Genomic DNA, 22,602 nt, shown 5'->3' with positions numbered 1-22,602 from the left:
TGTCCGAATGGTCCCCGGCCGCCGGGCCGGGGGCCGCTCGTATCGTCAACTGGAGAAGAGCATTCCCACCCAGCTACGCTGGCGGTGCCCGTGGTGGTATCCGCCGTGCGGGGCGCCCCAGGCGGGCGCGCCATGCGCGGGCGGCGGCGGCGGGGGCGGGGCGTGCTGGGAGTACTGCGACTCAAGCCGGGTCAGCGTCTCCAGCTCGCCGTAGTCCAGGAAGATTCCGCGGCAGTTCTCGCACTGCTCGATGTGCACGCCGTTGCGTTCGTAAGTGCGCATGTTGCCGCGGCACTTAGGGCACTGCATCAATGGTCTCCTTGCCCTTGGTCCAGGGTTTTCTGAGCACAACCTACTGCGTGTGCGGCTCGCGCGGGCGAACATCCGTTCCGGCGATCCGCGCGCAGGCGTCCAGCAGCATTCGTTCCACTTCGTCCACCTGCCGTCCCTCGCGCCTGGCGGTGGTCAGCGCCGCCGCGGCGAGCTGCACGGTCAAGGCCCTGGCCGGTCCGTCCAGGCGTTCCCAGGGGTCGGCCGCGCCGGCCAACGCGGGGCCGCCGGCGTCCAGGTAGGCGGTCAGGAACCGGTCCCAGGCGGCGGGGTCGAGCAGCCCGCAGGCGAACCAGGCGGCCGGGCGGGCCAGATCCCACGCCTGGTCGCCGACGCCGAGGTCGTCCACGTCGATCAGCGTCCATTCGCCCGCTTCCGGCGGATGGCGCACCAACTGGCCGAAATGCCAGTCGCCGTGCGCGAGCCCGGTACGCCAGGCGGCCGGGGGCAGCGAGGCCGCCGCCGCGCGCACGACGTCCTCCTCGGGGCCGCCGCCGTTCAGGGCGGCCACGGTCCTGGCCATCCGCCCGGGGCCGCCCGCGGACGGCAGCGGCGGCAGGGCCGCGACCGGTACGGTGTGCAGCGCGGCGAGCAGCCGGGCCGCCGCCTCCCACGGCGCGGCGTCCGGATCGCCGGAATCGACCGGCTCCCCGGCGGGCCACACCGACACCAGCCGGTCTTCCACCTGGGTGATGCCGGTGTCGGCGGGCGGCAGCATGATCCCGGCGAGCCGGGCCGAGGCCGCCACCCGGGGCGCGAGAAGCGCGGCGTCCATGCCGGGGGCATGGGCCTTGACCACGATCCCGCCCACCCGCACGATCATCACGTCCGGTCTGGTGGGGATGAGTTCGGCCGGAGCATCCGGTCCGGCGTGCGCCCTGCCGATCTCGGCGAGACGGCGCGCGAGCGGGGGCATCGGTGGGGAAGGCATGCGGGCCAATCTAGATTGGCCACATGAGAATCGGATACGGAGTGCCGGTTTCTGGGGCGTGGGCGACCCCTGACAACATGGCGCGGATCGCCATTCGCGCGGAAGAACTCGGCTACAGCGACGTGTGGACCTTCCAGCGGCTGCTCACCCCGGTAGGGCATCCGATGGGGCCGATCTACCGCAGCGTGCAGGACCCCACGGTCACCCTGGCCTACCTGGCGGGGGTGACCAGCCGGATCGGGCTGGGCGTGGCCGTGCTGAACCTTCCCCTCTACTCGCCCGCGCTGCTGGCCAAGCAGCTCGCCACGTTGCAGACGGTGTCCGGGGGGCGGCTCACGGCGGGGCTCGGGCTGGGCTGGCTGGAGGAGGAGTTCGCCGCCTCGGGCCTGCCGTTCGAGCGGCGCGGGGCGCGCGCGGAGGAGTACCTCGACTTGCTGCGCAAGCTGTGGACCGACGAGGTGATCGAGCACGAGGGGGAGTTCTACCGCGTCCCCGCCTCCTACCAGGACCCCAAGCCGGTCCCCGGGCCGCCGCCGATCCTGCTCGGCGGCATGGCGGACGTGGCGCTGCGCCGTGCGGGGCGGTTCGCCGACGGCTGGGTCAGCTCCAGCCAGGAGGACCTGTCGGGGATCAAAGAACGAATCTACATTGTAAAGGAGGCGGCCCGTGCGGCCGGGCGCGACCCCGAGTCCCTGCGGATCGTCTGCCGCGGCGTGACCACGCCCGGCCCGGCGGGGCAGCCGGGCCGCAGGCCGCTCACCGGCTCCTACGAGGAGATCCGCCAGGACGTCGCGGACCTGGCCGCGAGCGGTGTCACCGAGGTCTTCCACGACCTCAACTTCGTCGGCGAGTTCGGGGCGCCGGACGTGGACCCCGCGGACGCCCTGCGCCGCGCCGAGGAGGCCCTGGAGGCGCTCGCGCCTTAGTCGGCTCAGGACATGTGCAGGACCGCGACGCCGTTGATCCGGTCGGCCGCCAGGTCGGCGAGCGCGCGGTCAGCCGCGTCCGCCGGGTAGGACACCGTGCTCACCCGTGGCGGGTGCGCGGTGGCCGCGGCGAGGTAGGCGCGGCCGTCGGCCCGGGTGTTGGCGGTCACGCTGCGCAGCGTGCGCTCCTGGAACAGGTGGCGGTCGTAGTCGAGGCCGGGGATGTCGCTGAGGTGGATGCCCGCGACGGCGAGCACGCCGCCCCGGTCGAGCGCCGCCAGCGCGACCGGGACCAGGTCGCCCACCGGCGCGAACAGGATGGCGGCATCCAGAGCTTCGGGCGGCGCGTCGCGGGCGTCGCCCGCCGAGGCCGCGCCCAGCTCCAGTGCCAGGCTCCTGGCCGCCGGGGAGCGGGTCAGCACGTGCACGGTCGCGCCCTGGGCGATGGCGACCTGGGCGGTCAGGTGCGCGGACGCGCCGAATCCGTAGATCCCCAGCCGGCCGCCCTCGGGCAGGTCGGCGCGGAGCAGCGCGCGGTAGCCGATGATCCCGGCGCACAGCAGCGGCGCGAGCCGCGCCGCGGGCGGGTCGCCGGGGAGCGGGTAGACGTAGTCGGCGGGGGCGGTCAGGTACTCGGCGTAGCCGCCGTCGGCGTCCCATCCGGTGTAGGCGGAGTGGGGGCACAGGTTCTCCAGGCCGCGCCGGCAGTACCGGCAGGCGCCGCAGGTCGAGCGCAGCCAGGCCACGCCGACCCTGGCGCCCGCGGGGTACGTGCCCGGCGGGGCCGAGATCACCCGGCCGACGGCCTCGTGGCCGGGAACGGTGCGGGGGCGGCGCGGCGGGAGGTCGCCCTCGGCCAGGTGCAGGTCGGTACGGCAGACCGCGCACGCCTCCACCTTGACCAGCACCTCGTCCGGGCCGGGGCGGGGGACGGGCAGCCGGACGCGTTCCAGCGGGCCGGTGCCGATCGGCCCCGGGCGGGCCACCACCCAGGCGTCCATGTCCGTCTCCGCCGCCACGCTCTTTGCTCCTTACTCCGCCATGGCCAGGCGGCGCTCGGCCAGGCCCGCGTAGATCGCCGCCCCGTCGGGGAGCACGGCGTCGTCGAACATCGCCTCGGCCGAGTGGTTGAAGGGGGCGGTGGCCGGGTCGAGGTGCGGCGGGCAGGCCCCCAGCGCGATGAACGCCCCCGGCACCTCCTCCAGCACGTAGGAGAAGTCCTCTGAGCCGGTGATGGGCCGTGGGGCGATCAGGTAACGGTCCGCGCCGAGCAGGTCGCCCACCACGTCGCCGGCGAAGGCGCTCTCCTCGGGGTCGTTGACCGTCACCGGGTAGCCCCGTCCGAAGGCGGCGTCCACCGTCAGGCCGTACGCCGCGCCGGTGTCCATGAGCAGCTCGATGATCCGCTTCTGGATCTTCGCCCGGTTGGTGTCGCTGAAGGTGCGGACAGTGAGCTCCAAGACCGCCTGGTCGGGGATGATGTTGCCGGCGGTGCCCGCGTGGAACGCGCCGACCGTCACCACGACCGGGTCGAACACGTCGAACTCCCTGGTGACCAGGGTCTGCAACGCGGTGACCATCTGGCAGGCCGCCGGGATCGGGTCCACGGACAGATGCGGAGTGGAGCCGTGCCCGCCTTTGCCGCGCACGGTGACGGTGAGGGCGTCGGCGGCGGCGAGCATCGGCCCGCCCCGGCTGGTGAACAGGCCGCCGGGCAGCACGGTGGAGAGCACATGCAGGCCGTAGGCGGCGATCGGGCGCTCGCCCGCCGCGTCGAGGACGCCTTCGTCGATCATGACCTTGGCCCCCTCCCAGCCCTCCTCGCCGGGCTGGAACATGAAGATCACGTCTCCGGCGAGGTCCTGCCTGCGGTCGGCCAGCAGCCGCGCGGCCCCGGCGAGCATCGTGGTGTGCAGGTCGTGGCCGCAGGCGTGCATCCGCTCGGGGAAGCGCGAGGAGTACGGTACGCCGGTGCGCTCGGTCACCGGCAGCGCGTCCATGTCGCCGCGCAGCAGCACGGCGGGGCCGGGCCGCCCGCCGCGCAGGACGGCGGTGACCGAGCTGAGCGCGTCACCGGTGGTGATCTCCAGGGGCAGGCCGTCGAGGGCGGCGAGCACCTTGTCCTGGGTGCGCGGGAGGTGCAGGCCCAGTTCGGGTTCGGTGTGCAGGTCCTGGCGCAGCCGCGCCAGGTCTCCGGCCATTTCCCTGGCGTTCTCAAGAAGCGACATGCACTGCATTGTCGCACCCCGGGGCCGCACGGCCAGGACCAGGCACGGTGAAGATCCGTCCATGGCGGGCGGCGGCCCAGGGGCGGGGACCCGCCTGCGTAGGATGGCCGAGTGAGCGATCGTAAACCCATTGAGTGCTGGTTGTCCGATATGGACGGCGTCCTTGTCAAGGAAGGGCAGCCGGTGCCCGGCGCGGCCGAGTTCATCGGCAGGCTGCGCGACTCGGGCAGGCGCTTTCTGGTGCTCACCAACAACTCGATATACACCCCGCGCGACCTCGCGGTGCGGCTGCGGGCGGCGGGCCTGGACGTGCCCGAGGAGTCGATCTACACCTCGGCGCTGGCCACCGCGCAGTTCCTGGCCGACCAGCGGCCGGACGGCTCGGCGTACGTGATCGGCGAGTCGGGGCTGACCACGGCCCTGCACCGGGTCGGCTACGTGCTCACCGACATCGACCCCGACTACGTCGTGCTCGGCGAGACGCGCAACTACAGCTTCGAGCAGATCACCAAGGCGATCCGGCTGATCGAGTCGGGGGCCAGGTTCATCGCGACCAACCCCGACCCGATCGGGCCGTCCGCGGAGGGGTCGATGCCGGCCTGCGGGGCGGTGGCCGCCATGATCACCCGGGCGACCGACGTCCAGCCGTACTTCGTGGGCAAGCCCAACCCGATGATGATGCGCAGCGCGATCAACGCCATCGACGGCCACAGCGAGACCACCGCCATGATCGGCGACCGGATGGACACCGACGTGGTCTCCGGCATGGAGGCGGGCCTGTTCACCATCCTGGTGCTGACCGGGGTGACGCCGCGGCAGCAGATCGACCGCTTCCCGTTCCGGCCCTCGCTGGTGGTGGACTCGGTGGCCGACCTCATCCCGATGATCGACTGAGCCCCGCCAGGCGGTGACCCGCGCACCCGCCCTTTCCGAATGACCGTCATCCCGCTACCGCATGATCGGTGACCGGCCGGCCCGGCGGCGAGTTGAATCGTGCCCGTTGCCAGCGGGGCGATCGGCGGAAGGACGGTAGTGAGCGGGCAGAGCGGGCGGGATCCAGCCGGGGCCGGGCAGGTCGCCGGCCGTACGGTCGTGGTCGTCGGGGGCACCAGCGGGATCGGTACCGCGATCGCCGAGCGGTTCGCCGCCTCGGGGGCGGAGGTGATCGCCGCCGGGCTGCGCGCCGAGCACTCGCCCGCCGCGGGCGTCGCGCGCACCGTGGAGCTGGATCTCACCAGCGGCGATGACCTGGAGAGGTTTCTTTCCGGGCTGTCGCGGCTGGACGTGCTGGTGAACGCGGCCGGGGTGTTGCGGCGGGGCGCGGAGTACGACCCCCAGGTCTTCGCCCGGGTGATCGAGATCAACCTGAACGGCGCCATGCGCGCGTGCGTCGCCGCCCGGGGGCTGCTGGCCCGCTCCGGTGGGTGCATCGTGAACGTGGCGTCGATGCTGAGTTTCCTGGGCGGGCCGCTGGTCCCGGCCTACACCGCGAGCAAGGGCGGCGTGTCGCAGCTCACCAAGGCGCTGGCGGTGGCCTGGGCGGCCGAGGGCATCAGGGTCAACGCGGTCGCGCCCGGCTGGATCCGTACCGCGCTGACCGCCGACCTGCACCAGAACGCGGAAAGCGAGCGGCGCATCGTGGAGCGGACGCCGATGCGGCGCTGGGGCGAGCCGTCGGACGTGGCGGGGGCGGTGGCCTTCCTGTGCGGCCCCGACGCCCGGTTCATCACCGGGGTGATCCTGCCGGTGGACGGCGGGTACCTCGCCGCCTGACCAGAGCGAGAAGGCCGGAGCGAGAAGGAGTGAGGACGCGATGACGACGAGCGCGCGGGGACCGGTGATCGCCCAGTCCGGGGTGGTGCCGCCGGAGATCGCGGTGGCGGCGCTGCCCGCGGACGAGCGGGTCTGGGTGCCGCAGGCGCCGAACGTGTGGTTTCGGCCGCTGATGTTCAACACGGTGCTCGGGCAGTGGTGCAACCTGCTGAAGGTGACGGCGTCGGGGATCGTGTCGCGGCACCGGCATCCCGGGGCGGTGTTCGGGTACGTGATCAAGGGGAAGTGGCACTACTACGAGCACCCGTGGGTGGCCGAGGCGGGGCACTTCGTGTACGAGCCGCCGGGGGAGATCCACACGCTGGCGGTGCCGGACGACTGCGACGAGATGATCACCTTCTTCAACATCTCGGGGGCCATGGCGTACGTGGACGAGGAGGGGGTGCAGGTGGGGTACGAGGACACGTTCACCAAGATCGACATGTGCCGGGCGCACTATGCGCGGGTGGGGCTGGGGGCCGGGTACGTCGATCAGTTCATCCGCTGAGATAAACCCGGTTTTCGACTTTATTTCCGGAAAAATGCCCGTATAAGGTCTGTGTCCATCGGCGAAGGAGCGGCTGATGGACCTCAGGAGCGTTTACCACTACCGGATCGACTGGATCGTCAGCTTCGTCGCGGTGGCCCACCACGGCGGGTTCTCGGCGGCGGCCAAGGCGCTCTACCGCTCCCAGCCCCGGGTCAGCAGCCACGTCGCCGACCTGGAGCGGGAGCTGGGCACCAAGTTGCTGGACCGGTCGGTGCACCCGGCGGTGCTCACCCCCGAAGGGCGCGCGCTGCTTCCGCACGCCGAGGAGATCCTGCGCCGGCTCGGCGTCCTCGCGGACATGACGGGAGGCGCGGTTCGCGGAGAGGTACGGCTCGGCGCCTATCCCAGCGCCGCCGCCTACCTCTACCCGCTCGCCGTACGGGCCCTGCGGGACAACCACCCGCGGGTGCGGCTCGTGCTGCGCGAGGGACCGAGCGTGGCGCTGGGCGCCGCGCTGGCGAGCGGCGACCTGGACCTCGTGCTGCGCCCGCTGCTGCCGCTGATCGGCAGCGACGGGGTGGCCAGCCGGCTGCTGTGGCGCGAACCCCTGGTCGCGGTCTTCCGCGACGATCACCCGCTGGCCCGCAGCCCCTACGTACGGCTGGCCCAGATCGCCGCCCTGCCGCTGATCAGCATCGGCGAGAGCGGCGAGGGCAACGGGCGGCAGTACGAGACCAACCTGGCCTTCGCCAACGCCGGCCTCACCCCCACGATCACCGCCCAGACCAACCAGCCGCAGACGCTGGTCGCCCTGGTCCGCCACGGTATGGGCACAGGCGTCACCAACAGCCTGGCGATGACCACGGCCAACATCGAGGGGGTCACGCTGGTGCCGATCGCCGACCCCCACTGCGAGCGGGTGGTGGCCCTGTGGTGGCGCTCCGACGGCGTCGCCTCCCCGGCGGTCGCGGCCGTCCGCGACGTCATGACCCGCCTCCCCCGCCCCCGCTGGCCCTGGGGCTCAGAAACCCCGGCCCCCTGACCAGTGGGTCAGGCGTTGGTGAGGACGGCCGTCCGGCGGCGCGGGGCAGGGGGGCCGATCAGGGCACGGCAGTCGGCGATGGCGTCGGAGAGCAGGCCGCGTAGCAGCGTGTCGGCGTCGGCGACGCAGGCGTTGGCGATGCCGCGGGCGGCGAGCTGGACGGTGTTCGGGGCGGCGAAGCGGCGGAAGCCGCGCGTGGAGACGCGGATGCCCCGGCGTAGTTTCCGCGCGCCCTCCGCGGCGAGCGGGGCCTGTGCCAGGGCGCGTTCGCTCTCCTCGCTCAGCTCACCGTCCGTACGGCCGTCCAGTTCGGCCAGGATCTGCTCGGCGGCGAGTACCGAGACGGCCATGGCGAGCTGGAGGTCGGCGGCCACCACGGGCAGCGCCGTGGTCGCGGCGCGCAGCGCGAGCCTGGCGTCCACGCGCAGGTCCTCGCTGGTGAGCCCGATGACGGACGGGATCAGCGGGGCGAGCTGGTTCCTGGCCCCGTCGCTGGTGAAGTCGTTGACGAGGCGAGCCATCGCGGCCAGCAGGGGGTGCGTGCACGCCGGGTGGTCGCTCCAGCGCTCTCCCGCCAGGTAGGACGCCAGTTCCATGAAGCAGGCGCCCTTACGCGGATTTCGGTGTCGGCCCCGCGACAGGGCGGGAACCAGTGCGGGCATTTGAGTCTGCTGATCGTGCACGGCACACTCCATGCGTATTGCCCAGTGATGTCACCTTCCAGTCTGCGATCCCCACCGCTTGTGCGCCAGTCCGGGGGTGGGTTTCGGTCCAGATGGGACTCCGGCGGCAGATACCGGACCGCCCCGGGCGTCGCGCCCGGGGCGGCTGGAAGTCCTGCCGCGTCAGCGGTCCGCGCCGGCCGCCACCACGGCGATCTTGCGGTGCGCCAGGAAGCGGACCGGCCGACCGCCCGCGGAGAAGCGCGCGGTCGAGGTGAACCGCCGGGGCGGCGCGGTCTGGGAGGGCGGCGTGACCCGGAACACGATCTTGGCCGAAGCGCCCGGCTCCAGCGCGCGCCGGGCGGTGCTCCGGCTGACCCGCCAGCCCTTCGGGACCGAAAGGTCGATCCGCAGGTCGTCCCAGGACACCTTGGACCCGTTGTGCAGCGTGACCACCAGCTCGTGCGTCCGGCCGCCGCGCGCCGCCACCTGCCCGCCGAGCCGCATCCCGTACGGCAGGCGCGGGTCGGGCGCCACCGAGGCGTCCATCAGGGCGTCGAGTTCGGCGGCCAGCTCGGGCCGCTCGCCCGCCAGGTCGTGCTTTTCGCCCCGGTCGGTCTTGAGATTGTAAAGCTCAAGACGCCCGCCCGGCCCCGCGCCCGCGATGCGCGGCGCGAAGCGCACGGCCTTCCAGTGCCCCCGGCGTACGGCCTGCACCTTGCGCGGCCGGTTCCAGAACAGGTGCGGGTGCCCGGCGAAGCCGCCAGCCCCGGTCAGCAGCCCGCGCATGGACAGGCCGTCCAGGTGGTCGGGCACCGGGACGCCGGCGAAGTCGGCGAGGGTCGGCAGCACGTCCCAGAAGGCCACCGGCTCGCTTTCCACCGCCCCGCCGCGTAGCAGGGACGGCGACCAGGCGATCATCGGGACGCGGATGCCGCCTTCGTAAAGGTCTCTTTTGTCGGCACGGAACGGGCCATTGGCGTCGAACAGCCAGGGCGTGACGCCCTTCTCCCGGTGCGGCCCGTTGTCGCCGGTGAACAGCACGATCGTGGAGTCGGCGACACCGCACTCGCGCAGCGTCCGGATGACCTCGCCCACGTGCGCGTCGAGCCGGGTGACCTGCGCCGCGTGCCTGCGGTTGGCGCGCGTCCAGGGCTTGTTCTCGTACCGCCCGGCCGTACCGGGCACCTCGCTCGGCGCGTGCGGCAGCGTGGTGGGCAGGTACAGCAGGAACGGGTCGTCGGAGTCGGCCGCGTCCTTGATGAACCGCTTGGCGCGGTCGAGGAACAGGTCGGGGGCGTAGGCGTTGCCGCCGAGGTCGACCGTGTCGCGGTTGTGCCACAGATAGTGCGGCCAGTACTGGTGGGCGTGGCGGTGGCCGATGAAGCCGAAGAACTCGCCGAACCCGCGCGCGTTGGGATGCGAGGGCTGATGCGACTGCTCCGGCCCGAAGCCCCACTTGCCGATGCAGGCCGTACGGTAGCCGGTCAGCTTGAGCAGCCCGCCGAAGGTCAGGTCGGCGGACGTCATGGACAGTTGCTGACCCCCTTCGGGGTTCTCCCGGACGGTGGAGTGGCCGGTGTGCAGCCCGGTGAGCAGCGAGGCCCGGGACGGCGCGCACAGCGGGGCGCCGGAGTAGGCGCTGGTGAAGCGGACCCCCTCGGCCGCGAGCCGGTCCAGATTGGGGGTTTCGATCATCTTCTGGCCGTAACAGCCGAGTTCGCCCCAGCCCAAGTCGTCGGCCAGGATGATCACGAAGTTGGGCCGTCTGACCGGCGCTGCGGCGGCGGCCGGAGCGCCCATGGCCGAGGTGGCGACGAGGCCGCCGGCCGCTCCGGCCAGGAAGGCGCGGCGGGTGGGGGAGTGGTGGTTCATTTGCTCCGCTTCGATGGGGAGGGTCGGCGGGAGTGTAGCCGCTGATCGTTAACCGTCGGCGGCCTACCGGCAACGGGAAGACATCGCGTGCCGGGAGTCCGGGTGGTTCACCGGGGCCGGTACGGCGGCGCGGGGGCTGCGCGCATGGCTGTCTCCTTCGGGGGCGACGTCGGGCTCCGCCGCCGGGGCCATGGGGCCGTTCCGGCCGGAGGTGAAACGAAGAACCACCGGGATTATGGACCCATCCGGGGCCTCATGCGATCAGAAGGCACCCCTCAGGGGCTCGTGTCGCATGCGCTGTCGAAGCTTCGTGCGAATTACCGGCTGGATCCGCTCGCGGCCCGCGACACGAAGCCGGCCAGTGCGCGGTCGAACTCGGCGGGCCGCTCCAGGTTGGGCAGGTGCGCCGCGCCCTCGATCACCGCCAGCGTGGCGCCGGGGATCCGCTCGTGCATCAGCCGGGCCTCGGCGATCGGGGTGTACTCGTCGTCCGCGCCGACGACCACCAGCGTGGGCACCGTGGCCCCGGCGAGGGAATCGAGGTAGTCGGGTCGTTCCGCGCGCCCGCGCAGGGCCGCCGCCGCGCCCTGTGGCGCGGTGCCGCGCATCATCGCCAGCACGTGCGCGGCCACCCCGGGCAGTCCCGCGACGTTGGCGGGGGAGATCATCTTGTTCAGGACCTCGGCCGCGTAGCCGTCCATGCCCTCGCGCAGCAGGCGGTCGGCCGTCATCGCGCGCTCCCACCTGCCCTGCGGGGTCTCGGCCCTGGCGGTGGTGTCGGCGAGCACCATGCCACGGACCCGGCCGGGGTGGGAGCGATGGAACTCCATCACGATCTGACCGCCCATGGACAGGCCCGCGAGCAGGGCGGCGGGCACGCCGAGATGGTCCATCAGGGCGGCGATGTCGGCGGCGAACACCGGCAGCGGCGTGATCCCCCTGGTGACCGTGCTGCGGCCGTAGCCGCGCAGGTCGGGCGCGATCACGCGCAGGCCCTCGCCGGCGAACCGGCCGATCTGCGGACGCCACATCGACCGGTCGAACGGGTGCCCGTGGACGAGCACCAGCGCGGGCGCGCCGGCGTCGCCCTCGTCGTCGTAGGCGATGGTGATCCCGTTGACCGCGGCGGTCTTTCCAGCACTCATGCTCCGATGCTATTCGGTGCGCTAGCTCGGAGCAATTGCCAAAATGCTCTCGGTGCAATCTAATGGAGGGCATGGCAGACGACCATCGGGACTACCGCGCCATCGCCGACACCCTGGCCGCCCGCATCGCGGCGGGCGAGCTGCGGCCGGGGGACCGGCTGCCGCCGCAGCGCCGGTTCGCCAGGGAGCACCGCGTGGCCGGTTCCACCGCCGCCCGCGTCTACGCCGAGCTGATCCGGCGCGGCCTCGCCGTCGGCGAGGTGGGGCGCGGCACGTTCGTGCGCGCCGCCGGGGCGGGCGCCGATCCGGCGCTCGCCGAGCCCGCCGGGGTGCGCGTCGATCTGGAGCTCAACTTCTCGGTGCTGCCCGAGCAGCCCGAGCTTCTCGCGCCCGCGCTCGGCGGCATGCTGCGGCATGACTCGCTGGCCGCCGCGCTGCGGCCGATGGGCGTGGCCGGCACCCCGGCCGCCCGCGAGGCCGCCGCCGTGGCCCTCGCCCGTGGCGGGTGGGCCCCCGAGGCCCGCCACCTGCTGTTCGCCGGAAGCGGCCGGCAGGCCATCGCCGCCGCGGTCGCCGCCCTGGTGCCGGCCGGCGAACGGCTCGGTGTGGAGGCGCTGACCTATCCGATCGTCAAAGGCGTGGCGACCCGGCTCGGCATCACTCTGGTCCCGCTGGCGACGGACGAACACGGGCTCGTCCCCGGCGCGGTGCGCGCCGCCCTGCCGCTGCGCGCCCTCTACCTGCAGCCCGCGCTGCACAACCCGCTGGGCGTCACCGCCCCCGAGCGGCGCAGGCTCGACCTGGCCCGGCTGCTGCACGACCACGACCTGCACGCCATCGAGGACGGCGTCTACGCCTTCCTCCGCGATGACCTGCCGCCGCTGGCCGCCGCCGCGCCCGACCGGGTCGTGGTGGTCGACAGCCTGTCCAAACGGGTCGCGCCGGGCCTTTCGGTCGGGTTCGTCATGCCGCCCGCCGCGCTCGCCGGGCCGGTGGCCTCGGCGCTTCGCTCCGGCGGCTGGGCCGCCTCGCCGTTCGCCCTCGACGCGGCGACCCGGTGGATGAGCGAGGGCGTCACCGCCCGCCTGGAGGCGGCCAAGCGGCGGGACGCGGCGGCCAGGCAGCGGATCGCGGCCGAGCGGCTGGCGGGGTTCGCGGTGTCGGCCGACCCGCACGCCTACCACTGCTGGTGGCGGCTGCCCGAGCCGTGGCGGGCCGACACGTTCGTGGCCGCCGCCGCGCGCCAGGGCATCGCGGTGACCCCGGGGGCGGCGTTCGCCGCGGGGCCCGGACACGCCCCCAACGCCGTACGGCTGGCCCTGGCCTCCCCGGCGGTGCCCACGCTGGTGGCGGCCCTCGACACCCTGGCGGCCCTGGCCAGGAGCGCTCCGGAAGACGCCGTCGTGGAGTGAGCGGGTTCGATACCTTGGGGCGGATGAACGAGCAGCGAGCGGACGGCGGGGCGCTGCGGGCGGCGCTGGCCGCGGTCCTGGCCGGGGCGGTCCTCGCGGGGTGCGGCGGCGCGGCCTCCTCCGACACGACGGCCCGCACCCCGCCCGCCACGGCCCCGACCGGCCGAGCCGATAACGCCGCGCCCACGGACGGCGGCCGGGACACCGGCCCCACCGGGGGTACGGACGCGGCGGGGGCGCCCGCGGCCGGTGCGCCGCTGCCCAAGGACGCCGCCGGGCTCGCCGCCGACCTCACCACCACCGCCGGCGCGCTGCGCGCGGCCATCGACGCCTGGGACCACGAGGGCCGCCCGCCCGAGGCGGTGGTGCTGCTCGCCCTGCGCCAGCAGCGGATCGTGCGGCACCTGGCCAGGAAGCCCGCCCTGGCCGACCGCACCTACCCGCGCCTCGCCGCGCCGCTGGCCCGGCAGACCAGGGACGACGTCACCGCCGCCCGCGACCTGCTGTCCCTGGTGCGCCCGCTCAAGGGCGGCGCGAAGTTCCGCGTCCGCGAGCCGGAACCCGCGGCGGCGCTGCTGCGCCACTTCAAGCGGGCCGAGCGGAGGTTCGGCGTGTCCTGGCAGGTGCTCGCCGCCGTGATGTTCGTGGAGACCAAGTTCGGCAGGGTCCGTTCGCCGAGCCACACCGGGGCCAAGGGCCCCATGCAGTTCATGCCCGGCACCTGGGCCGCGTACGGCATGGGCGGCGACGTCCACGACACCGGCGACGCCATCCTCGCCGCGGCCAACTACCTGCACGCCTCCGGCGCCCCGCGCGACTACCGCAGGGCGCTTTTCGCCTACAACCACTCCACGCGCTACGTGAACGCCGTCCTGCTGCACGCCGGACAGATGAAACGCGACGTCAGAAGCTTCTATCGCTACCACTCCTGGCAGGTCTACGTGGTCACCACCGACGGTGACCGCCGCCTCACCGGCCCCGGTCTGTGACGCCGCCGCGCCACGCCGCCGCCGATGACCACATGTGGTCACCTGATTGGCATCGCACGGTTCGGGGCGGATAAACCTTGTAAGGCGCCGAGGTGATCAGGGGGCGCCGCGGGCGGTTCCAGCTCACCTCCGGGAGAACTCATGACGCGTGTCCGCCATGCCCTCCTATCGGTCCTGCTGCTGATGACGGGCCTGATCGTGCTCACCGCCCGGCCCGCCGCCGCGCTGCCGGCCGAATTCGAAAAGCAGGTCGCGCTCAGCGGCCTCATCCAGCCCACCAACGTCGAGTTCGCCGCCGACGGGCGGGTCTTCGTCGCCGAGAAGAGCGGCCTGATCAAGGTCTTCGACTCGCTCGCCGACACCACGCCGGAGACCTTCGCCGACCTGCGCACCCAGGTGCACAACTTCTGGGACCGCGGGCTGCTGGGCATGGCCCTGCACCCGGACTTCCCGCAGGACCCGCGCATCTACGTGCTGTACACCTACGACGCGCCGCCCGGCGGCACCGCCCCGCGCTGGGGCACGCCCGGCGCCGGCGACGACCCGTGCCCCACGCCACCCGGGCCGACCAGCGACGGCTGCCTGGTCAGCGGACGGCTGTCGGTGCTGTCGGCCACCGGCGCGGAGACTCCGCTGATCACCGACTGGTGCCAGCAGTACCCCAGCCACTCGGTCGGCGACCTGGAGTTCGGCAGGGACGGCGCGCTGTACGCGTCCGCGGGCGACGGCGCGAGCTTTACCTTCGCCGACTACGGCCAGGACAACTTCCCCCGTTCCGACATCACCCCGGACAACCCGTGCGGCGACCCGCCGTCCCCGGCCGGTACCGCGCTGACCCCGCCCAACGCCGAGGGCGGCGCGCTGCGCGCCCAGGACGTGCGGACCACCGCCGACCCCGCCGGGCTGAACGGCGCGCTGATCAGGATCGATCCCGACACCGGACAGGCGGCGGCGGGCAACCCGAACGCCGGCAGCGCCGACGCCAACCTGGCCAGGGTCGTGGCCCACGGCATGCGCAACCCGTTCCGCATCGCCAACCGGCCGGGCACCGATGAGATCTGGTACGGCGAGGTCGGCTGGGACGGCTACGAGGAGATCGGCAGGGTCGTGGACCCCACCGGCTCGGTCCAGAACTTCGGCTGGCCCTGCTATGAGGGCCCGAACCGGCAGGGCGGCTACGACAACGTCAACCTGACGCTGTGCGAGACCCTTTACGCGGCCGGCGCGGGCGCGCACTCGCCCCCGTACTTCGCCTGGCGGCACGGCTCCCGCGTCGTGCCCGGCGAGCCGTGCCCGCCCGGCGGCTCCTCGGCCAGCGGCGTGGCCTTCTACGACGGCGGCGACTACCCCGACTCCTACGACGGCGCGCTGTTCTTCTCCGACTACAGCCGCGGCTGCGTGTGGGTGATGCCCAAGGGCGCGAACGGCCTGCCCGCGCCCGCCTCGGTGGCCACCTTCGACTCCGCCACCCCGGTGGTCGAGCTGGAGTCCGGCCCGGGCGGCGACCTGTTCGCCGTGGACCTGAACAACGGCCGGATCCTGCGCTACATCTACGCCAACACCCCGCCGGTCGCGGTCATCGCCGCCGACCGGACCTCCGGCACCGCGCCGCTGCCGGTCGCCTTCTCCGCCGCCGGGTCCAGCGACGCCGACGGCGACCCGCTGACGTACGCCTGGGACCTGGACGGCGACGGCGACCTCGACGACTCCACCGCCGCCGCCCCCGCCCACACCTACGCCCGGCCCGGCTCCTATGAGGTCCGCCTGCGGGTGAGCGACGGCAGGGGCGGCCAGGGGGACGCCACGGTCACGATCAACGTGGACAACAGCGCCCCGACCGCCCGGATCGACGCGCCGACCGCCGATGCGACGTGGGCGGTCGGCGAGACGGTGAACTATTCCGGCGCCGGTACCGACGCCCAGGACGGCACGATCCCCGGCTCCCGGATGACCTGGACGCTGATCCTGCACCACTGCCCGGGCACCTGCCATGAGCACCAGATCACCACGTTCACCGGTGAGAGCGGGACCTTCCAGGCTCCCGACCACGAATATCCCTCCCACCTCGAACTGCGCCTGACCGTGCGGGACGCCCAGGGCCTGACCGACACCGAGAGCGTCCTGCTCCAGCCCAAGACGGTGGACCTGACCTTCCGGACCGCCCCCGCGGGACTGCGGCTGGGCTTCAACGGGGCGGAGATCCCCGCGCCGTTCACCCGGACGGTGATCGTCGGTTCGAGCAACTCCGTCTCGGCCCCCTCCCCGCAGGGCGACCAGGGGTTCCTCTCCTGGTCCGACGGCGGCGCGGCCAGCCACAACATGACCGCGCCTGCGACGGCGGCCACCTATACCGCCACCTACCAGACCGTTCCCCAGCCCAGCGGGCCGATCGCCGCCTACGGCATGGACGAGGGGAGCGGCACGTCCGTCGCCGACGCCTCCGGAAACGGCCACACCGGGACCGCGCACAACGCCTCCTGGACGGCGGGGCGGCACGGCCAGGCGCTGTCCTTCGACGGTTCGTCGAGCCGGGTGCGGGTGGCGGACGCGGCGGCGCTGCGGCTGACGGGCGCGATGACGGTGGAGGCGTGGGTGCGCCCGGTCTCGGTCGGCGACGAGTACGACACGGTGGTGGTGAAGGAGCATCCGAGCGGGCTGTCGTACGGGCTGTTCGGGTCCACCTCGAACGTGCGTCCCTCCTCGATCGTGAGCATCTCGGGGGAGACCGAGACGTTCGGCTCGTCCCCGCTGACGGAGGGGGAGTGGTCGCATCTGGCGACGACCTACGACGGGACGGCGTTGCGGCTGTACGTCAACGGCGTGCCGGCGGGGACGCAGGCGGTGAGCGGCGACATCCGGGTCTCGACCGGGTGGGACCTGTTCATCGGCGGGAACGAGTTCTGGGGCGACTTCTTCACCGGGCTGATCGATGAGGTCCGTCTCTACGACCGGGCGCTGACCCCGGCGCAGATCCAGGCCGACATGAACACCCCCGTCACCTGACGCCCGCGCGGCCGGGCGTTCCGGGGCGGCGCGGCGCGGATGGGGGAGCATGGGGGGCATGACGCCCAGTACCCCGCCCGACAGTCCATGGATCCGCGTCCACACCCGGCGGCCCGGGGCCACGGCCCGCCTGATCTGCCTGCCGCACGCCGGCGGCGCGGCGAGCTTCTTCCGCGGCTGGGGCCAGGCCGCGCCCCCCTGGCTCGAAGTGTGGGCCGTGCAGTACCCCGGCCGGGAGGACCGGCTGGCCGAGGACCTGATCGCCGACATCGGCCCGCTCGCGGACGGCGTCGCGGGCGCCCTGGCCGCGACCGCGGGTGACCTGCCGATCGCGCTGTTCGGCCACAGCATGGGCGCGGCCGTCGCCTACGAGACCGCCCGCAGGCTGCTCGCGGACCCCGCCACCGCGCCCACCGCCCTGTACGTCTCGGCCTGCCCGGCCCCCGGCCCGGTGACCGGCAAGACGCGGCACCTGCTCGGCGACGACGCCCTGGCCGCCGACCTGCTCGCGCAGGGCGCGACCAGCCCGGCCGTGCTCGGCGACCCCGAACTTCGCGAGATCGTCCTGGCCATCGTCAGGAACGACTACCGGCTGATCGAGACCTACCGGCGGGGGCCCGCCGCCCCGCTGCCGGTGCCGATCACGGCGTTCAGCGCCGAGGACGACGACACGGTGGAGGCCGGGCGGGTCGCCGCGTGGGAGGCCGACACCAGCGCGGACTTCACCCTGCACCGCGTCCCGGGCGACCACTTCCACCTCGTGCCCGGCCGGGAGGCCCTGATCAAGGTCCTGGCCGAGGACCTCACCCGCCGCTTCACATGAAGGTAAAGGATTGCTAAGTTAGGTGAGCCTTGCCTAAGAAAGGGGCGGCCTCCCAGCGGGTTCCTCACGAAGGGCGAACATGTCGAAATCGTTATATGGCCAGGTCCATGACGTTGTGGGCATCGGCTTCGGGCCGTCCAACCTCGCACTCGCGGTGGCACTCGAAGAGCAGTACGGCTCGGGAGTGAACGCCGTCTTCTTCGAGAAGCAGCCGCGGTTCGGCTGGCACCGGGGCATGCTCATCGACGGCGCGACCATGCAAGTGCACTTCCTGAAGGACCTGGTCAGCCTGCGCAATCCCACGAGCAGGCACTCCTTCCTGGCGTACCTGCACGACCGGGGCAGGCTGATCGACTTCATCAACCACAAGACCATGTTCCCCACCCGCCTGGAGTTCCACGACTACCTGGAGTGGGCCGCCGCCGCCTTCGAGCACCAGGTGAGCTATGGCTCGGAGGTCGTCTCGGTCCGGCCCGCCGACTCCGGCACGCTGGAGGTGGTCGTGCAGCGTGACGGCGAGCTGCACACCTGCCTGAGCCGCAACATCGTGATCGCCGTCGGCCTGGACCCGGTGCTGCCCGAGGGCGTACGGCAGGGCGAGCGGATCTGGCACACCGAGGAACTGCTGACCCGGCTGGCGGCGCTGCGCGGGCCCGAACCGCGCAGGTTCGTCGTGGTCGGCGCGGGGCAGAGCGCCGCCGAGGCCGTCGAACACCTGCACCGCACCCACACCACGGCGGAGGTCTGCGCGGTCTTCACCAGGTACGGCTACTCGCCCGCCGACGACAGCTCCTTCGCCAACCGCATCTTCGACCCCGAGGCGGTGGACCACTACTACGCCGCGCCCGACGACGTGAAACGGATGCTGTTCGCCTACTCGCGCAACACCAACTACTCCGTGGTGGACCTCGACCTCATCGACGAGCTCTACCGCCGCTCCTACGCCGAGAAGGTGGCCGGGTGCGAGCGGCTGCGGGTGATGAACGCCTCCCGGCTGACCGGGGTACAGTCCGGCCCCGGCTCGGTGCGGGCCACCGTCCGCTTCCTGCCCACCGGGGAGACGACGGCCCTGGAGGCCGACGCGATCGTCTTCGCGACCGGCTACCGCGAGCGCGACCCGCTGGAACTGCTCGGCGAGGCGGGGGCGTTCTGCCGGCTGCGCGAGGACGGCGGGCCGATGGTGGAGCGCGACTACCGCATCGCCACCGACCCTGATCACACCTGGGGCGTCTACCTGCAAGGAGCCACCGAGGACACGCACGGGATCGCCTCCTCGCTGCTGTCCATGACCGCCGTGCGGACCGGCGAGATCGTCCAGTCCATCGCGCGCCGGTCCAGCCGGCTGGCCCAGCCGGCCGGCCCTTGACCGTCCCGCCGGGGCCGTGGCCGTACCTACTACTAACCGTCAAGTAATCGTGACCATCGGTTACCATGGCCTTGGGCAGGAGCAAGGCCACGAAGGGCCGTCGCCGCCCTGGCGGAGGTGATCAGTGTGAGCGACGACAACAAACGCGCCATCCGCACGGCCCTGCAGGCGTTCGTCGGCATCTGTGTCGCGCTGCCCGGCATCGTGGCCGCGACCGGCATCCCGGACACCATCCCCTGGGTGGCCGGGGCCCTCACCGTCGCGGGGGCGGTCTCGCGGGTGATGGCGCTGGCGAGCGTTCAGCGGCTGCTGCCGTCCTGGCTGCGCATCGAGGTCGCCACGCCCGGCGAGCAGGGCGCGTCCGCCAAGGGCCGCTGAGCGCCCGCCCGCCCCGGGGCGCGGTCACGGCCGCCGCGCCAGCGGCGGCCTGCGCAGCCAGGTCGCCCACCGCCACAGCCATTCGACCGGCCCGTACCGGAACTTCCGCAACCACACGGTGGAGATCGCCCACTGGGCGGCGAGGACGACGAAGGAGAACAGCACGATCCGCCCGGGCGGCCAGCCCGCGGCAGCGCCGCCGAAGGCCGGGGCGAGCACCTTGACGATGACCGTCGCGCTCAGGTAGTTGGTGAGCGCCATCCTGCCGAGCGGCGCGAACGCGGCGGTGAGCACCGGCCGCAGCGGCGTGCGCAGCAGGGAGATCACACCGGTCACGTAGGCGCCGGCCAGCAGCAGCCCCGCCACGGTGAACACCAGGGCGTCGTGGGCGGACATCATCTGCGCCACCACGAAAGGCGCCGCCGCGGCGGCGAACGCCGCGCACAGCGCCACGGGGCCCCAGGTGGCGCGTTCGATCCGGGCGACCACGCCGTACCTGGTCAGCGCCGAGCCCAGCAGGAACAACCCCGGGACCAGCGAGTAGTGCCCGCCCTGGATGATCAGCGACGTCGCGACCAGTGCCACGCCGAGCCCGGCCACGGCCCAGCGCGGCAGCCACGTCGAGGGCAGCAGGACCACCAGGCCGACCAGGGCGTACACGGTCAGGATGTCGCCGCGCCACAGCAGGAACAGGTGCGCCGACCCGATGACCAGCAGTACCAGCAGCCTGCGCAGCAGGAGCATGCGCGGGCGTTCGACGCGGTCGCCCGCCGAGTCCAGCAGCAGCGAGAACCCGATCCCGAACAGCAGGGAGAAGATCGGGAAGAACCGCTGATGGACGAGCAGCCCGAGCACGTCCACACCCTGACCGGCGGTCACGGCCCGCATGGCATCGCCGGTGTTGGCGATCGGCGCCACATTGGCCGGCAGGATCCCGCACAGCGCGAACCCACGCAGAACATCGAGCGCACCGACCCGCGCCCGCCGGGGCGGCGGCGCGGCCTGCTGAGCACGCGCGGCCGATGAGAGGTCTTCGAGTGACATGGGGCCTCAACGTACGTCCCCACCTCAGCGCCGACCACGGCCGAAAGCAGGATCATCGACCCCCGCCCACAGTACTTCCGACCGGTCCCCTGACCGCTGTCGCGGGGGGTCAGGAGGGGTAGGGGAGGAGGGCCTTGTCGATGTTCTCCCAGGCGGTGCGCAGGTCGGCCAGCAGGGCGGGGTCGCGTTTGGCGAGGTCGGCCTGTTCGCGCACGTCGGCCGCGAGGTTGAACAGCGCCTCGCCGGAGCCGGTGCGCAGGTACTTCCAGTCGCCGCGGCGCAGTGCCCGGGCCGACCTGGTACGCCAGAACAGGTCGCGCCGTGGCGGCCGGGCCCCGTCGAGCAGGTACGGCAGCAGGCTGTGCCCGTCGAGCGGGTGGCCGCCCGAGGCCCGTACGCCCGCCGCTTCGAGGATCGTCGCCGTCCAGTCGTGGGTGATCACCGGGACGTGGCCGACCTGGCCCCGGTGGATCGCGGCGGGCCAGCGCAGGATGTTGGGCACCCGGATGCCGCCCTCGTTCAGGCCGCCCTTGCCGCCGCTCAGCGGCCACTGGTAGGACCAGCGCTCGCCGCCGTTGTCGCTGCTGAACAGCACGATCGTGTTGCGCTCGGCGCCCGAGGAGCGCAGCGCGGCCAGGACGCGGCCGACCGCGGAGTCCAGGCTCTGGACCATCTTGCGGTAGGTCGAGAGCGATCCGCCGTCGCGGTGGTTGAGCGCGCCCTGGTCGCCCGCCTTGACCCTGGCCGTGATCTCGGCACTGGTCTCGCGGTCGCCGGGGGCCTCCCAGGGCCAGTGCGGGGTGGTGAAGTTGAGGTTGAGCAGCCACGGCTTGCCGTGCCGGCGGCGGATGTACTCGGCGGCGCGGTCGGCGATCGTGTCGGTGTAGTAGTCCAGCGACTCGACCTGGACCTCGCCCTCGTACAGGTCCACTCCGGTGGAGGAGATCTTGGAGTAGTAGTCCACGGCGCCGGAGAGGTTGCCGAAGAACACCTCCCAGCCCGACTTCAGCGGGCTGTACCACGGCAGGAACCCGCAGTGCCACTTGCCGAACATGGCGGTGGCGTACCCGGCCTCCTTGAGCAGGGAGGCGAGGGTGGGGTGCTCGGGCGGGATGCCGAGCTGCTCACCGGGGCGGGCGATCGGCTCCTCAAGGCCGCCGCGCAGCCGCCCGGGGTAGCGGCCGGTGTAGAGGGCGAACCGGGTGGGCGAGCAGACCGCCGCGGCCGAGTAGGCGTTCGTGAAGCGGACCCCTTCGCGGGCCAGCCGGTCCAGGTTCGGGGTGCGGATGTGCGGCGAACCGTAGCAGCCGAGGTCGGCCCACCCCAGGTCGTCGCCGAGGATGACCAGCACGTTGGGCCGCGCCGGCCGCCCCTTCCCCGGAGCGGCGCGAAACTCCTGCTCCTGCGGCCCGGCATCGGCCGCCCCGGCGGGCAACACGACCCCGGCGGCCGCCGCCGCTGCCACACCCCCGGCCTTGACGGCGATCTCCCGCCTGCTCACGCCCCGGTCTTCGCTGCCCATATTTCCCTCTTTCCCGACAGCTAAAGTAAAACCGACAGAAATAGTAGGGAATATATGCGATCACCGCAATGCCTCCTTCCCCCTGCCGCTACGCCGGGACGGGCCGGGACGGCTGAGCACCCGGCGGTGATTCGCCAGACCCGGCCTCAAGGCCCTCCCCCGGCCTCCCGGGCCCACACGCTCATCGGTATGGCAGGGCCGGGGCTGGGCAGTAGGGCGGCGGGTGATTCAGCCTCACCTCCGAGAGGTGGCGATTTCGTGTGATCTCCGACTTCCGGTCACAGTGGCCGATCACCCGTGACCTGGCCGCGCTGCGCGGCCGTGTCCGCGTCTTCGGTACCGAAGCGGGCCTGAGCGGGCAGCTGCTGGAGGATCTGGTGATCGCCACCAACGTGCTGCAACACGGCGGCGGAGGCGTGACCCTCACCGCGTGGTGCGATGAAGCGGGCGTTGACCTGGAGGTCGCTGATGTCGCGGGTAGCATGACCGGCGCCGACCTGGACACCGAACGCGAACCCCCCGGTCGCGTGGCCGGGCTGTGGCTGATCCGCCGCCTGTGCGAGGAGGCCGGCCTCGAAGGCGTGGCGGGTCACGCCCGCCTGCGGCTGCGCCTGTATCGCCGGG

General features: G+C 72.8%; 21 protein-coding genes. 12 read left to right on the top strand and 9 right to left on the bottom strand.

Annotated features, from left to right (window positions below; genetic code table 11):
* Positions 1-45: 45 nt before the first annotated feature.
* Positions 46-309, bottom strand: a complete 264-nt coding sequence (locus tag ACH34R_RS00105) for a zf-TFIIB domain-containing protein (protein ID WP_111168749.1) — start codon at positions 307-309, stop codon at positions 46-48.
* Positions 310-352: 43 nt separating this feature from the next.
* Positions 353-1,261, bottom strand: coding sequence for a phosphotransferase family protein (locus ACH34R_RS00100; RefSeq protein WP_397559217.1), 909 nt, complete (start codon positions 1,259-1,261; stop codon positions 353-355).
* Positions 1,262-1,284: 23 nt separating this feature from the next.
* Between ACH34R_RS00100 and ACH34R_RS00095 the strand changes: the two genes are divergently transcribed.
* Complete coding sequence (locus ACH34R_RS00095) at positions 1,285-2,187, top strand: TIGR03619 family F420-dependent LLM class oxidoreductase (protein ID WP_397559216.1); 903 nt, start codon at positions 1,285-1,287, stop codon at positions 2,185-2,187.
* 5 nt (positions 2,188-2,192) lie between these two features.
* Here ACH34R_RS00095 and ACH34R_RS00090 read toward each other — a convergent pair whose 3' ends face one another.
* Both ACH34R_RS00090 and ACH34R_RS00085 read right to left on the bottom strand, forming a co-directional pair.
* Positions 2,193-3,206, bottom strand: a complete 1,014-nt coding sequence (locus tag ACH34R_RS00090) for a zinc-binding alcohol dehydrogenase family protein (RefSeq protein WP_397559215.1) — start codon at positions 3,204-3,206, stop codon at positions 2,193-2,195.
* A 12-nt stretch (positions 3,207-3,218) separates the two neighbouring features.
* Positions 3,219-4,415, bottom strand: coding sequence for a M20 family metallopeptidase (locus tag ACH34R_RS00085; RefSeq protein WP_397559214.1), 1,197 nt, complete (start codon positions 4,413-4,415; stop codon positions 3,219-3,221).
* A gap of 111 nt (positions 4,416-4,526) precedes the next feature.
* Here ACH34R_RS00085 and ACH34R_RS00080 point away from each other — a divergent pair, with 111 nt between their 5' ends.
* From ACH34R_RS00080 to ACH34R_RS00065, 4 genes are all read left to right on the top strand, one after another.
* Complete coding sequence (locus tag ACH34R_RS00080; RefSeq protein WP_397559213.1) at positions 4,527-5,309, top strand: HAD-IIA family hydrolase; 783 nt, start codon at positions 4,527-4,529, stop codon at positions 5,307-5,309.
* Positions 5,310-5,447: 138 nt separating this feature from the next.
* Entirely contained in the window at positions 5,448-6,188 is a 741-nt protein-coding gene (locus tag ACH34R_RS00075; RefSeq protein ID WP_397559212.1) for an SDR family NAD(P)-dependent oxidoreductase, read from the top strand.
* A 40-nt stretch (positions 6,189-6,228) separates the two neighbouring features.
* The gene (locus tag ACH34R_RS00070; RefSeq protein ID WP_397559211.1) at positions 6,229-6,735 is read left to right on the top strand and encodes a 2,4'-dihydroxyacetophenone dioxygenase family protein; all 507 of its coding nucleotides are present in this window, start codon (positions 6,229-6,231) and stop codon (positions 6,733-6,735) included.
* 76 nt (positions 6,736-6,811) lie between these two features.
* A complete protein-coding gene (locus tag ACH34R_RS00065; RefSeq protein WP_397559210.1) occupies positions 6,812-7,759 on the top strand; it encodes a LysR family transcriptional regulator in 948 nt (315 codons plus the stop codon).
* Between the two features lie 8 nt (positions 7,760-7,767).
* Here ACH34R_RS00065 and ACH34R_RS00060 read toward each other — a convergent pair whose 3' ends face one another.
* The 3 genes from ACH34R_RS00060 to ACH34R_RS00050 form a co-directional block, all read right to left on the bottom strand.
* Entirely contained in the window at positions 7,768-8,355 is a 588-nt protein-coding gene (locus ACH34R_RS00060; RefSeq protein WP_397559209.1) for a hypothetical protein, read from the bottom strand.
* 249 nt (positions 8,356-8,604) lie between these two features.
* Positions 8,605-10,296, bottom strand: a complete 1,692-nt coding sequence (locus ACH34R_RS00055) for a sulfatase-like hydrolase/transferase (protein WP_397559208.1) — start codon at positions 10,294-10,296, stop codon at positions 8,605-8,607.
* 317 nt (positions 10,297-10,613) lie between these two features.
* Entirely contained in the window at positions 10,614-11,441 is an 828-nt protein-coding gene (locus ACH34R_RS00050) for an alpha/beta fold hydrolase (protein WP_397559207.1), read from the bottom strand.
* Positions 11,442-11,512: 71 nt separating this feature from the next.
* On the opposite strand from ACH34R_RS00050, the gene ACH34R_RS00045 reads away from it, so the two are divergent.
* From ACH34R_RS00045 to ACH34R_RS00020, 6 genes are all read left to right on the top strand, one after another.
* On the top strand, positions 11,513-12,853 hold the full coding sequence (locus ACH34R_RS00045) for a PLP-dependent aminotransferase family protein (RefSeq protein WP_397559206.1): 1,341 nt from the start codon (positions 11,513-11,515) through the stop codon (positions 12,851-12,853).
* Between the two features lie 23 nt (positions 12,854-12,876).
* Complete coding sequence (locus tag ACH34R_RS00040; protein WP_397559204.1) at positions 12,877-13,842, top strand: transglycosylase SLT domain-containing protein; 966 nt, start codon at positions 12,877-12,879, stop codon at positions 13,840-13,842.
* Positions 13,843-13,983: 141 nt separating this feature from the next.
* Positions 13,984-16,845, top strand: a complete 2,862-nt coding sequence (locus tag ACH34R_RS00035) for a LamG-like jellyroll fold domain-containing protein (RefSeq protein WP_397559203.1) — start codon at positions 13,984-13,986, stop codon at positions 16,843-16,845.
* A gap of 58 nt (positions 16,846-16,903) precedes the next feature.
* The gene (locus ACH34R_RS00030; RefSeq protein WP_397559202.1) at positions 16,904-17,668 is read left to right on the top strand and encodes a thioesterase II family protein; all 765 of its coding nucleotides are present in this window, start codon (positions 16,904-16,906) and stop codon (positions 17,666-17,668) included.
* Positions 17,669-17,747: 79 nt separating this feature from the next.
* Positions 17,748-19,034, top strand: coding sequence for a lysine N(6)-hydroxylase/L-ornithine N(5)-oxygenase family protein (locus ACH34R_RS00025; protein ID WP_397559201.1), 1,287 nt, complete (start codon positions 17,748-17,750; stop codon positions 19,032-19,034).
* 126 nt (positions 19,035-19,160) lie between these two features.
* On the top strand, positions 19,161-19,412 hold the full coding sequence (locus ACH34R_RS00020) for a hypothetical protein (protein WP_111168163.1): 252 nt from the start codon (positions 19,161-19,163) through the stop codon (positions 19,410-19,412).
* Between the two features lie 24 nt (positions 19,413-19,436).
* Here the strand turns inward: ACH34R_RS00020 and ACH34R_RS00015 are convergent, their stop codons facing one another.
* The gene (locus tag ACH34R_RS00015) at positions 19,437-20,456 is read right to left on the bottom strand and encodes a DUF418 domain-containing protein (protein WP_397559200.1); all 1,020 of its coding nucleotides are present in this window, start codon (positions 20,454-20,456) and stop codon (positions 19,437-19,439) included.
* Between the two features lie 109 nt (positions 20,457-20,565).
* Complete coding sequence (locus ACH34R_RS00010) at positions 20,566-21,978, bottom strand: sulfatase (RefSeq protein WP_397559199.1); 1,413 nt, start codon at positions 21,976-21,978, stop codon at positions 20,566-20,568.
* Positions 21,979-22,238: 260 nt separating this feature from the next.
* Here ACH34R_RS00010 and ACH34R_RS00005 point away from each other — a divergent pair.
* The coding region (locus ACH34R_RS00005; protein ID WP_397559198.1) for a hypothetical protein at positions 22,239-22,602 on the top strand (364 nt) is incomplete at its 3' end.

Origin of the sequence: Spongiactinospora sp. 9N601, assembly GCF_044326295.1 — a bacterium.
Taxonomy (GTDB): Bacteria; Actinomycetota; Actinomycetes; order Streptosporangiales; family Streptosporangiaceae; genus Spongiactinospora; species Spongiactinospora gelatinilytica.
Note: the sequence above shows the minus strand (reverse complement) of the source record. Positions and strands in the feature narration are given on the sequence as shown.